The following is a 12,018-nucleotide window of genomic DNA, read 5'->3' as shown; positions in this document are numbered from 1 at the left end:
TGCGTCCCGCGGCGGAACGGAGCGGTACGGCAAAGGGCGGCACATCGCGTGCCGCCCTTTCCCGCACCCCGGGCATCCCGCCCCGAGCCTCATCCCGATCCGGTCCTCATCCCGCCCCGGGACCGTCCTCGCCCCGCGCCGGCTCCAGATCGAACTCCCCGTCCCGTGCGCCCAGCACGAAGGCCCGCCACTCCGCCTCCGTGTACCGCAGCACCGTGCCGGGGTCGAGGGAGGACCGCATGCCCACCGCGCCGCCGGGCAGGTGGGCGATCTCCACGCGCTCCTCGTGGTGCTCGGTCCCCGGGGCGCAGGTCCACTCCGCGCCCGAGATGTCGAGCGCGTACAGCTCGTCCCGCTCCCGTTCCTTGCGTGCTTTGATTTCCCTGTCGTCGGCGTCGGTCATCGCAGCCGCAGTCCTTCCTCGAGAGCCGGCGGTCGGTTCACCCTACTGGCCGGGGTTCTGCCTGGTCAGCGGTTCGCGGAGATGGCCACCGTGACGGGACGTGACCACCGCGTCACAGCAGGCCGCGGACCGTGAGCGCACCCGGACCGATGCCGTGAGCGCACCCCACACCGATGCCGTGAGCGCACCCGGCACCGGCGCCGGGAAAGCACCCGGCACCCGCCCCGTGAACGCACGCCGCACCCGGCACCCGGACGGCGCCCGGAGGCATCCCGCCCCGCACCCGAAAGGCATCCAGGCAAGGCCCGGCGAGGGCCGCCCCGTGACCCTGATACCCTGGCTGGCGACCGTCCGTGTACGCACCCCCGGAGCACGCAGGCACGACCTGCCGCCCCGAGGACCGCGACCGGCGGATCCCGCCTTCCGAGTAACGGAAGCTCCCCCGAGATGCAGACCGGGGGCGCTCGGAGGGCCACTCAGACCCATGAGGAGTAAGCGTGTCGCTCGACGCCGCTACGAAGAAGCAGATCATCGCCGAGTTCGGCCAGAAGGAGGGCGACACCGGCTCCCCCGAGGTCCAGGTCGCCATGCTCTCGCGTCGGATCTCCGACCTGACGGAGCACCTCAAGGCCCACAAGCACGACCACCACTCCCGCCGTGGTCTGCTGATCCTGGTCGGCCAGCGTCGCCGCCTGCTGCAGTACCTGGCCAAGAAGGACATCCAGCGCTTCCGTACGCTGGTCGACCGCCTCGGCATCCGCCGCGGTGCGGCCGGCGCCAAGTAAGTCGCCGTGAGGGGAGCGGTCCCGGCGTGATCCGGGGCCGCTCCCTTTGCTGTACGTGCGGAAACGTGCGGAGTGTCACCCACGCTTTGTAGTGTGGTAGCAGAACGCATCACGCACGACACAGAACGAGGGAGAAGAAGCGCACCTCGCCGCCGCCGGTCCTCGGTAGTGGCCCCCGGGGGAAGCGAGCCCCGGGTGCTTCGATCGAAGACCGGCCCGCACCAGTCGGCGCGCTTCTCCCACCACCGTCCCCCCGCCACACGGGCGAGCGTGGACGAAAGACGAGGAGAAAACGCTAGTGGAGAACGAGACCCACTACGCCGAGGCCGTCATCGACAACGGCTCCTTCGGCACCCGCACGATCCGTTTCGAGACGGGCCGTCTGGCCAAGCAGGCCGCCGGTTCCGCCGTGGCGTACCTGGACGACGACACGATGGTGATGTCGGCCACCACCGCCTCCAAGGCCCCCAAGGACCAGCTCGACTTCTTCCCCCTGACGGTGGACGTCGAGGAGCGGATGTACTCCGCCGGCAAGATCCCCGGCAGCTTCTTCCGCCGTGAGGGCCGCCCCTCCGAGGACGCGATCCTCACCTGCCGCCTGATCGACCGCCCGCTGCGCCCGTCCTTCAAGAAGGGCCTGCGCAACGAGATCCAGGTCGTCGCCACGATCATGGCGCTCAACCCCGACCACCTGTACGACGTCGTCGCGATCAACGCCGCGTCCGCGTCCACCCAGCTGGCCGGCCTGCCCTTCTCCGGCCCGATCGGCGGCGTCCGCGTCGCGCTGATCCGCGGCCAGTGGGTCGCGTTCCCGACGCACACCGAGCTCGAGGACGCCGTCTTCGACATGGTCGTCGCGGGCCGTGTCCTGGAGGACGGCGACGTCGCGATCATGATGGTCGAGGCCGAGGCCACCGACCAGACGATCAAGCTGGTCGAGGGCGGCGCCGAGGCGCCGACCGAGGAGGTCGTCGCCGCCGGTCTCGAGGCCGCGAAGCCCTTCATCAAGGTCCTGTGCCGCGCGCAGGCCGACCTCGCCTCCAAGGCCGCCAAGCCGACCGGCGAGTTCCCGATCTTCCTGGAGTACCAGGACGACGTCTTCAAGGCGCTGACCGCCGCCGTCAAGCCCGAGCTGGCCCAGGCGCTCACCATCGCCGGCAAGCAGGACCGCGAGGCCGAGCTGGACCGCGTCAAGGCGCTCGCCGCCGAGAAGCTCCTGCCGGAGTTCGAGGGCCGCGAGAAGGAGATCTCCGCCGCGTACCGCGCGCTGACCAAGAAGCTGGTCCGCGAGCGCGTCATCAAGGAGAAGACCCGGATCGACGGCCGCGGTGTCACCGACATCCGCACCCTGGCCGCCGAGGTCGAGGCCATCCCGCGCGTGCACGGCTCCGCGCTGTTCGAGCGTGGCGAGACCCAGATCCTGGGCGTCACCACCCTCAACATGCTCCGCATGGAGCAGCAGCTGGACACCCTCTCCCCGGTGACCCGCAAGCGCTACATGCACAACTACAACTTCCCGCCGTACTCCGTCGGTGAGACCGGCCGCGTGGGCTCGCCCAAGCGCCGCGAGATCGGCCACGGCGCGCTCGCCGAGCGCGCGATCGTGCCGGTGCTGCCGACGCGCGAGGAGTTCCCCTACGCGATCCGCCAGGTGTCCGAGGCTCTCGGCTCCAACGGCTCGACGTCCATGGGCTCGGTCTGCGCCTCCACCATGTCGCTGCTGAACGCCGGTGTGCCGCTGAAGGCCCCCGTCGCCGGTATCGCCATGGGCCTCATCTCCGAGGACGTCGACGGCGACACGCACTACGTCGCCCTGACCGACATCCTCGGTGCCGAGGACGCCTTCGGTGACATGGACTTCAAGGTCGCCGGCACGAAGGAGTTCGTGACCGCCCTCCAGCTCGACACCAAGCTGGACGGCATCCCGGCCTCCGTCCTGGCCGCGGCCCTCAAGCAGGCCCGCGACGCCCGTCTCCACATCCTCGACGTGATGATGGAGGCCATCGACCGTCCGGACGAGATGTCCCCGAACGCCCCGCGGATCATCACCGTCAAGATCCCGGTGGACAAGATCGGTGAGGTCATCGGCCCCAAGGGCAAGATGATCAACCAGATCCAGGAGGACACCGGCGCCGACATCACGATCGAGGACGACGGCACGATCTACATCGGCGCGGTCGACGGACCGTCCGCCGAGGCCGCCCGCGCCACGATCAACAGCATCGCCAACCCGACGATGCCCGAGGTCGGCGAGCGCTACCTGGGTACGGTCGTGAAGACGACCACCTTCGGCGCGTTCGTCTCGCTGATGCCCGGCAAGGACGGTCTGCTGCACATCTCGCAGATCCGCAAGCTCGCCGGCGGCAAGCGCGTGGAGAACGTCGAGGACGTCCTCGGTGTGGGCCAGAAGGTCCAGGTCGAGATCGCCGAGATCGACTCCCGCGGCAAGCTCTCCCTCATCCCCGTGATCGAGGGCGAGGACGACGAGACCAAGAAGGACGACGCCGACCAGTGACGTCCCGTAGTTTCAAGGCGACGGCCCGCACCTCCTCGGAGGCGCGGGCCGTCGCCCGTACCCAAACCCTCGTCAAGGGCGCGAACGGCATCGGCACGGTCCGCAAGACCACCCTCCCGGGCGGCCTGCGCATCGTCACCGAGACGCTGCCCTCCGTGCGCTCGGCCACCTTCGGCATCTGGGCGCACGTCGGCTCGCGCGACGAGACCCCGTCCCTGAACGGCGCCACCCACTACCTGGAGCACCTGCTCTTCAAGGGCACCGCCCGCAGGTCGGCGCTGGACATCTCCGCCACCCTCGACGCGGTCGGCGGCGAGATGAACGCGTTCACGGCGAAGGAGTACACGTGCTACTACGCACGCGTGCTCGACACCGACCTGCCGCTCGCCATCGACGTCGTCTGCGACATGCTGACCGGCTCGCTCATCCGCGAGGAGGACGTCGACGTCGAGCGCGGCGCGATCCTCGAGGAGATCGCGATGACCGAGGACGACCCGGGCGACTGCGTGCACGACCTGTTCGCGCACACGATGTTCGGTGACAACGCCCTCGGCCGCCCCGTCCTCGGCACGGTCGACACGGTCAACGCGCTCAGCGCCGACCGCATCCGCCGCTTCTACAAGAAGCACTACGACCCGACCCACCTCGTGGTCGCCTGTGCGGGCAACATCGACCACAACAAGGTCGTACGACAGGTCCGCGCGGCCTTCGAGAAGGCGGGCGCCTTCAAGAACGCGGACGCCGCGCCCATCGCCCCGCGCGACGGCAGCCGCACGATCCGCACGGCCGGCAAGGTCGAGCTGATCGGCCGCAAGACCGAGCAGGCGCACGTCGTCCTCGGCATGCCGGGCCTCGCCCGCACCGACGAGCGCCGCTGGGCCATGGGCGTCCTCAACACCGCCCTCGGCGGTGGCATGTCGTCCAAGCTGTTCCAGGAGGTCCGCGAGAAGCGCGGCCTCGCCTACAGCGTGTACTCGTACACCTCCGGCTTCGCCGACTGCGGCCTGTTCGGCGTGTACGCCGGCTGCCGTCCGAGCCAGGTGCACGACGTGCTGAAGATCTGCCGCGACGAACTCGACCAGGTCGCCGCGAACGGTCTGACCGACGACGAGATCGCCCGCGCCATCGGCCAGCTCCAGGGCTCCACCGTGCTCGGCCTGGAGGACACCGGCGCGCTGATGAACCGGATCGGCAAGAGCGAGCTGTGCTGGGGCGAGCAGATGTCGGTCGACGACATGCTGGCCCGGATCGCCTCGGTCACCCCGGACGAGGTCCGCTCGGTCGCCCGCGACATCCTCGGACAGCGCCCGTCGCTGTCGGTCATCGGCCCGCTGAAGGACAAGCAGGCCGCGCGGCTGCACGACGCGGTCGCCTGATCACCCCGCTCCCCACCCTGCGGTAAGGAAAGCAACAGATGAGCAAGCTGCGCGTGGCGGTCCTCGGTGCCAAGGGCCGCATCGGGGCCGAGGCGGTCAAGGCCGTCGAGGCCGCCGAGGACATGGAGCTGGTGGCCGCCCTCGGCCGCGGCGACAGGCTGGAGACGCTCGCGGAGACCGGTGCCCAGGTCGCCGTGGAACTCACCACCCCGGCGTCGGTCATGGGCAACCTCGACTTCTGCCTGCGGCACGGCATCAACGCCGTCGTCGGTACGACGGGCTGGACCGAGGAACGCCTCGCGCAGCTCCGGGGCTGGCTCGACCTGTCCCCGGAGACCGGTGTGCTGATCGCGCCGAACTTCTCCATCGGGGCCGTCCTGACCATGAAGTTCGCCGAGATCGCCGCGCCGTACTTCGAATCGGTCGAGGTCGTCGAGCTGCACCACCCGAACAAGGTGGACGCCCCCTCCGGCACCGCCGCGCGCACCGCCCAGCTCATCGCCGAGGCCCGCCGCAAGGCGGGCACCGCCCCCGCCCCGGACGCCACGGTCACCGCCCTGGACGGAGCGCGCGGCGCCGACGTGGACGGCGTCCCGGTCCACTCGGTCCGCCTGCGGGGCCTCCTGGCCCACCAGGAGGTGCTGCTCGGCGCCGAGGGCGAGACCCTCACCCTGCGCCACGACTCGCTCCACCACAGCAGCTTCATGCCGGGCATCCTGCTCGGCGTGCGCCGCGTCATGACCACCCCGGGCCTCACCTTCGGCCTGGAAAACTTCCTCGACCTGGGCTGATCCGGAACACTCATGCGCGCGAAGATCACCTACCTCGTCACGGCCGCCGTCCTGCTCTTCTACTTCGTGCTGGTCGGCAGCCGCGGCGTGATGCTCATCCAGTCCGGCACGCTCCTCACCGTCACCTTCGGCGTGGCCGTGCTGATCCTGCCGGTCATCGGCCTGTGGTTCCTGTGGAAGAACACGCAGTTCGTCCGCCGGGCCAACGCCCTCGCCGCCGAGCTGGACGCCGAGGGCGCCCTGCCCGTCGACGAGCTCAGGCGGACCGCCGGAGGCCGGATCGACCGCGACTCGGCCGACGAGGTCTTCGCCCGGCGCAAGGCCGAGACCGAGGACGCCCCCGACGACTGGCGCAGCTGGTTCCGGCTCGCCGTCGCCTATCACGACGCCCGGGACACCCCGCGCGCCCGCAAGGCCATGCAGCGCGCCATCGCCCTGCACGACGGACGCCCCGTCCAGGCCTGACCGGGGCACACACACGGCTGGGGCCGGTCCGCACCGTCGCGGACCGGCCCCAGCCGTATGACCTGCCTGCTGTCAGCCGCGCCCGTACTCCGCGGCCCAGGCCTCCACGGTGTCCGCCGCCCGGTCGAAGGCGGCGGGACGGTTCACGAAGTCCAGGCTGTGCGTGGTGAGCAGCGGGGAGGTGTCCTCGGGCGAGCCGTCCCGGCGCACACAGGTCAGCGCCTGCCCCTGCACCGTGCGGGGCAGCCCCAGCCAGCGCACCGGCTGCTGGGCCGTGCGTACGGCCGCCACGCGCTGCCAGGGCACCGTACGCGTGAACAGGAACGACACCTGGCGCAGCCCGTGCGCGCTCACCCACGCGCCCATGCGGAGCATCCGCAGCGCCGAGGCGAGGATCGCCAGCGCGAGGCCGAGGACCACTCCGGTGGAGGCGGTGGAGCCCGTAAGGGCCAGGGCGACGCCGGCGAACATGACGAACGAGGAGAGCAGCAGCACCAGCGCCGCACCGCCCACCCGCCACGGGCCGGGGCGGTAGGGGCGCCGCCAGCGGTCACGGTCGTCGTACGGAAGCGAGCTCTCGGCCGTCGCCTCGAAACTGCGGTCGGCCGTCAGGAAGGGCAGGGGCACGGCTGGTCCTCACTCGGTCCTCGCGTGGGCTGTGCCCGGTGAGGCTATCCGGCCGTGTTCCGGCCCACCACTTGTGGGCGGCCGGAAGGGTGCGTGCCCCCGCCCGGCCGGGGAACCGGACGGTCAGTGCCCCTGTTCCGCCTGGGAGTGCTGGTCCGGGGTGCCGGACGGCGTGGACATCGCCGGAGCGCCGAGAACGAGCGCACCGACGAGCCCGGCCACGATGGTCAGCCCGAGCAGCCAGCGGCCGGCCAGCTCCCCGGCGGTGGCGCGCCGGCGGGGCGGGGGAGTGACGTCACCGCGGAATCTGTCGGCCTCGGCGACGAAGGCGAAGGGCACGGGCTCACGCCGACGGAACATCGCGGCTGCCCCCTCTCAACTGGTCGAACGCATGTCTCTCATAGGGACAGACGAGCGTATACCGAGGAAGGTGCCCACTTTCACCGAATTCGTTGACCTTCAGCAAAAATGTGCCGACCTGGCGACGATCGCTCCGGTGTCGGTGGCGGCCCGTAGAGTGGGCGCCGCCCGACAGAAGTGATGGAAGGACCCCGCGAGCCGTGACCGACACCCCCGCCGACGCCGTAGAACCGACTTTCCGCGGTGACGTGACCGTCGAACTGGTCAAACACGACGCGTCCGACGCCGACGTACTGTTCGCGGCCCGCGTCTCCACGGTCGGCGAGCAGTCGCTGGACGAGCTGAACAAGGACCCCGAGCGTTCCAAGGGTCTGATCAACTACCTGATGCGGGACCGCCACGGCAGCCCGTTCGAGCACAACTCGATGACCTTCTTCATCAGCGCCCCGATCTTCGTCTTCCGCGAGTTCATGCGGCACCGGGTCGGCTGGTCCTACAACGAGGAATCGGGCCGCTACCGGGAGCTCCAGCCGGTCTTCTACGTTCCCGACGCGTCCCGCAAGCTGGTCCAGCAGGGCCGTCCGGGCAAGTACGTCTTCGTCGAGGGCACCGAGACCCAGCAGGAGCTGGTCGGCCGCACCATGGAGGACTCCTACCGGCAGGCCTACGAGGCCTACCAGGAGATGCTCGCCGCCGGCGTCGCCCGCGAGGTCGCCCGCGCGGTGCTCCCGGTCGGGCTGTTCTCCTCGATGTACGCCACGTGCAACGCGCGCTCCCTGATGCACTTCCTCGGCCTGCGCACCCAGCACGAGCTGGCGAAGGTGCCCTCGTTCCCCCAGCGGGAGATCGAGATGGTCGGCGAGAAGATGGAAGCCGAGTGGGCCAAGCTCATGCCGCTCACGTACGCCGCCTTCAACACGAACGGCCGCGTGGCCCCCTGACGCCCGCCGGGCCCGGTGGCGAAGGCCTGTTCCCCCCTGCGGAACGGATGTACGGATCAGCCAGGCGAAGTGTCCGTATTGCGGCATTTAGAGAAGTTCATCTAGCCTGATCAAACGGACCCGGCACTGCTTGAACCCCCGAGCAGGCAGTGCCGGGATCCATATTTGTCCTGACTTTCCCCGTACCCCACGGGCAGACCAGGGATGGGGCACCGAGTAGCGTGTCACCCATGGCTCCGACCTCCACTCCGCAGACCCCCTTCGGGCGGGTCCTCACCGCCATGGTCACGCCCTTCGCGGCGGACGGCGCACTCGACCTCGACGGCGCGCAGCGGCTCGCCGCCCACCTGGTGGACGCAGGCAACGACGGCCTCATCGTCAACGGCACCACCGGCGAGTCCCCCACCACCAGCGACGCGGAGAAATCGGACCTCGTACGGGCCGTCGTGGAAGCCGTCGGCGACCGCGCCCACGTCGTCGCCGGAGTCGGCACCAACGACACCCGCCACACCCTGGAGCTCGCCCGCGCGGCCGAGCGCGACGGAGCCGACGGCCTGCTGGTCGTCACGCCGTACTACAACAAGCCGCCGCAGGAGGGCCTGTACCGGCACTTCACGGCCGTGGCCGACGCCACCGGTTTGCCGGTCATGCTCTACGACATCCCGGGCCGCAGCGGCGTGCCCATCAGCACCGAGACGCTGGTCCGCCTCGCCGAGCACCCGCGGATCGTCGCCAACAAGGACGCCAAGGGCGACCTCGGCCGCGCCGGCTGGGCCATCGCCCGGTCCGGCCTCGCCTGGTACTCCGGCGACGACATGCTGAACCTGCCGCTCCTGTCCGTCGGAGCCGTCGGCTTCGTCTCGGTTGTCGGCCACCTGGTCGCCCCCGAGCTGCGCGCCCTGGTCGACGCCTACACCTCGGGCGACGTGGTCAAGGCCACCGAGATCCACCAGAAGCTGCTCCCGGTCTACACCGGCATGTTCCGCACGCAGGGCGTCATGACCACCAAGGCCGCGCTCGCCCTCAAGGGCCTGCCCGCCGGACCGCTGCGCGCCCCCATGGTCGAGTGCTCGCCGGAGGAGATCGCCCAGCTCAAGATCGATCTTGCTGCCGGCGGGGTACAGCTCTGACATCGGACTTTGCACCACACAGGCTTCACAACTGAATCCACAACCGAAGAACACAACTGAACACAGGCGGGCCACCGGTGCCCGCGAACATGACAATTTCAACCGCACGATCGTCACGCGCGCCACGTGCCCACCGGTACGTGGCGTGTGTGGTCAGGAGAGTCTTTTGAGCCATCCGCATCCTGAACTCGCCCCGCCGCCGCCGCTCGCCAAGGGCGGCATGCGGGTCACCCCGCTCGGCGGTCTCGGTGAGATCGGCCGCAACATGACGGTCTTCGAGTACGACGGCCGCCTGCTGATCGTCGACTGCGGAGTGCTCTTCCCCGAGGAGGAGCAGCCCGGAGTCGACCTGATCCTGCCGGACTTCTCGTCCATCCGGGACCGCCTCGACGACATCGACGGCATCGTGCTCACGCACGGCCACGAGGACCACATCGGTGGCGTCCCGTACCTGCTCCGCGAGAAGCCGGACATCCCGCTGATCGGCTCCAAGCTGACCCTCGCGCTGATCGAGGCCAAGCTCCAGGAGCACCGGATCCGCCCGTACACCCTGGAGGTGGAGGCGGGCGACCGTGAGCAGATCGGCCCCTTCGACCTCGAGTTCGTCGCGGTCAACCACTCCATCCCGGACGCCCTCGCGGTCGCCATCCGCACCCCGGCCGGCATGGTCGTGCACACCGGCGACTTCAAGATGGACCAGCTCCCGCTGGACGGCCGTCTCACGGACCTGCACGCCTTCGCGCGTCTGAGCGAGGAGGGCATCGACCTCCTCCTCTCGGACTCCACGAACGCCGAGGTCCCGGGCTTCGTCCCGCCCGAGCGCGACATCGCGAACGTGCTGGACAACGTCTTCGCGGGCGCGCACAGCCGCATCATCGTGGCGAGCTTCGCCAGCCACGTGCACCGCATCCAGCAGATCCTGGACACCGCCCAGAAGTACGGCCGCAAGGTCGCCTTCGTCGGCCGCTCCATGGTCCGCAACATGGGCATCGCCCGGGATCTCGGTTATCTGAAGGTCCCGCCGGGCCTGGTCGTCGACGTCAAGCAGCTCGACGACCTGCCGGCCGACAAGGTCGTCCTGGTCTGCACGGGTTCTCAGGGCGAGCCGATGGCGGCCCTGTCCCGCATGGCCAACCGGGACCACCAGATCCGCATCGTCGAGGGCGACACGGTCATCCTGGCCTCGTCGCTGATCCCCGGCAACGAGAACGCGGTCTACCGCGTGATCAACGGTCTGACCCGCTGGGGCGCCAACGTCGTCCACAAGGGCAACGCCAAGGTCCACGTCTCCGGACACGCCTCGGCCGGCGAGCTGCTGTACTTCTACAACATCTGCCGTCCGAAGAACCTGATGCCCGTCCACGGCGAATGGCGTCACCTGCGTGCCAACGCCGAGCTGGGTGCAGCGACCGGCGTCCCGCACGACCGGATCGTCATCGCCGAGGACGGCGTGGCCGTCGACCTCGTCGAGGGCAAGGCGAAGATCGCCGGCAAGGTCCAGGCCGGTTACGTCTACGTCGACGGCCTCTCCGTCGGTGAGGTCGGCGAGCCGGCGCTGAAGGACCGCAAGATCCTCGGCGACGAGGGCATCCTGTCGGTCTTCGTGGTCATGGACTCGACCACCGGCAAGATCACGGGCGGCCCGCACATCCAGGCCCGCGGCTCCGGTATCGACGACGCGGCCTTCGCGGACGTCCTGCCGAAGATCACGGAGACGCTGGAGCGGTCGGCGCAGGACGGCGTGGTGGAGCCCCACCAGCTCCAGCAGCTGATCCGTCGCGTGCTCGGCAAGTGGGTGTCCGACACCTACCGCCGGCGCCCGATGATCCTCCCGGTCGTCGTCGAGGTCTGACCTACGACGCGCTGACCTGCAGTGGGGCCCCTCGGCACTGTGCCGAGGGGCCCCATCGCGCTACCTGCCGAAAAAAATCTTGACAGCGGAGGTTGACGCAGCTCCGGTGGATCCGTAATGTTCTCTGTCTGCCCCGGAGCCGTACGGTTCTGTGGTGGCACCTCCGCTGCGAAAGCAGCACCCCAACCAGCACGATCTCCCGATCGGGATGTCATTCGGTATGCCCGAATGTATTTCCATCGGAACTGTGCGGCCCGATTAGGAGCCGCCGGGAAGATCCGCTAAGGTTTGGGACGTCGGAACGGCCGCAGGGCCGGGAAGACAAACCCGCTGACTGGGAATCAGACGCCGAAAGGATCTGATAGAGTCGGAACCGCCGGAAAGGGAAACGCGAGAGCGAAGACCTGGAAAGCACCGAGGAAATCGGATCGGAAAACGATCTGATAGAGTCGGAAACGCAAGACCGAAGGGAAGCGCCCGGAGGAAAGCCCGAGAGGGTGAGTACAAAGGAAGCGTCCGTTCCTTGAGAACTCAACAGCGTGCCAAAAATCAACGCCAGATATGTTGATACCCCGTCTCCGGTCATCATGACTGGGACGAGGTTCCTTTGAAAAAACACAGCGAGGACGCTGTGCGCGAGAGGACTATTCCTCCTCTCGCGCCGCTCTCGTGATGTGTCACCGGATTACCGGTAAACATTCACGGAGAGTTTGATCCTGGCTCAGGACGAACGCTGGCGGCGTGCTTAACACATGCAAGTCGAACGATGAAGC

The 12,018-nt window shown here is 69.1% G+C and carries 11 protein-coding genes and 1 rRNA gene; 9 read left to right on the top strand and 3 right to left on the bottom strand.

From position 1 onward, the window contains the following. Positions 1 to 106: 106 nt before the first annotated feature. Entirely contained in the window at positions 107 to 403 is a 297-nt protein-coding gene (locus ACIPRD_RS00060) for a DUF397 domain-containing protein (RefSeq protein ID WP_356410652.1), read from the bottom strand. 497 nt (positions 404 to 900) lie between these two features. Between ACIPRD_RS00060 and rpsO the strand changes: the two genes are divergently transcribed. From rpsO to ACIPRD_RS00035, 5 genes are all read left to right on the top strand, one after another. Next, positions 901 to 1,188 (top strand): 30S ribosomal protein S15, encoded by a 288-nt coding sequence (gene rpsO / locus ACIPRD_RS00055; protein ID WP_356410655.1) that lies wholly within the window; start codon positions 901 to 903, stop codon positions 1,186 to 1,188. 298 nt (positions 1,189 to 1,486) lie between these two features. Continuing rightward, positions 1,487 to 3,703, top strand: coding sequence for a polyribonucleotide nucleotidyltransferase (locus ACIPRD_RS00050; RefSeq protein WP_401558635.1), 2,217 nt, complete (start codon positions 1,487 to 1,489; stop codon positions 3,701 to 3,703). After that, entirely contained in the window at positions 3,700 to 5,079 is a 1,380-nt protein-coding gene (locus ACIPRD_RS00045; protein ID WP_356410661.1) for a pitrilysin family protein, read from the top strand. The genes ACIPRD_RS00050 and ACIPRD_RS00045 overlap by 4 nt, the downstream gene beginning before the upstream one ends. A 38-nt stretch (positions 5,080 to 5,117) precedes the next feature. Further along, positions 5,118 to 5,870, top strand: coding sequence for a 4-hydroxy-tetrahydrodipicolinate reductase (dapB, locus tag ACIPRD_RS00040; protein ID WP_356410664.1), 753 nt, complete (start codon positions 5,118 to 5,120; stop codon positions 5,868 to 5,870). Positions 5,871 to 5,882: 12 nt separating this feature from the next. Next, a complete protein-coding gene (locus tag ACIPRD_RS00035; protein ID WP_356410667.1) occupies positions 5,883 to 6,335 on the top strand; it encodes a hypothetical protein in 453 nt (150 codons plus the stop codon). A gap of 72 nt (positions 6,336 to 6,407) precedes the next feature. On the opposite strand, the gene ACIPRD_RS00030 is transcribed toward ACIPRD_RS00035, so the two are convergent. Both ACIPRD_RS00030 and ACIPRD_RS00025 read right to left on the bottom strand, forming a co-directional pair. After that, positions 6,408 to 6,962 (bottom strand): hypothetical protein, encoded by a 555-nt coding sequence (locus tag ACIPRD_RS00030; protein ID WP_356410670.1) that lies wholly within the window; start codon positions 6,960 to 6,962, stop codon positions 6,408 to 6,410. Positions 6,963 to 7,085: 123 nt separating this feature from the next. Next, complete coding sequence (locus tag ACIPRD_RS00025; RefSeq protein WP_356410673.1) at positions 7,086 to 7,322, bottom strand: hypothetical protein; 237 nt, start codon at positions 7,320 to 7,322, stop codon at positions 7,086 to 7,088. A 200-nt stretch (positions 7,323 to 7,522) separates the two neighbouring features. Between ACIPRD_RS00025 and thyX the strand changes: the two genes are divergently transcribed. From thyX to ACIPRD_RS00005, 4 genes are all read left to right on the top strand, one after another. Then, on the top strand, positions 7,523 to 8,263 hold the full coding sequence (gene thyX, locus ACIPRD_RS00020; RefSeq protein ID WP_356410676.1) for an FAD-dependent thymidylate synthase: 741 nt from the start codon (positions 7,523 to 7,525) through the stop codon (positions 8,261 to 8,263). Between the two features lie 230 nt (positions 8,264 to 8,493). Then, complete coding sequence (gene dapA, locus ACIPRD_RS00015) at positions 8,494 to 9,393, top strand: 4-hydroxy-tetrahydrodipicolinate synthase (RefSeq protein ID WP_401558630.1); 900 nt, start codon at positions 8,494 to 8,496, stop codon at positions 9,391 to 9,393. Positions 9,394 to 9,559: 166 nt separating this feature from the next. Next, positions 9,560 to 11,245, top strand: a complete 1,686-nt coding sequence (locus ACIPRD_RS00010; RefSeq protein WP_356410682.1) for a ribonuclease J — start codon at positions 9,560 to 9,562, stop codon at positions 11,243 to 11,245. A 698-nt stretch (positions 11,246 to 11,943) separates the two neighbouring features. Next, positions 11,944 to 12,018 (top strand): 16S ribosomal RNA (locus tag ACIPRD_RS00005); the annotation flags it as partial.

Origin of the sequence: Streptomyces sp. NPDC090108, from assembly GCF_044747185.1 — a bacterium.
Classification (GTDB): Bacteria; Actinomycetota; Actinomycetes; order Streptomycetales; family Streptomycetaceae; genus Streptomyces.
The sequence above is the reverse complement of the archived record's forward strand: the minus strand, read 5'-3'. Positions and strand labels throughout refer to the sequence as shown.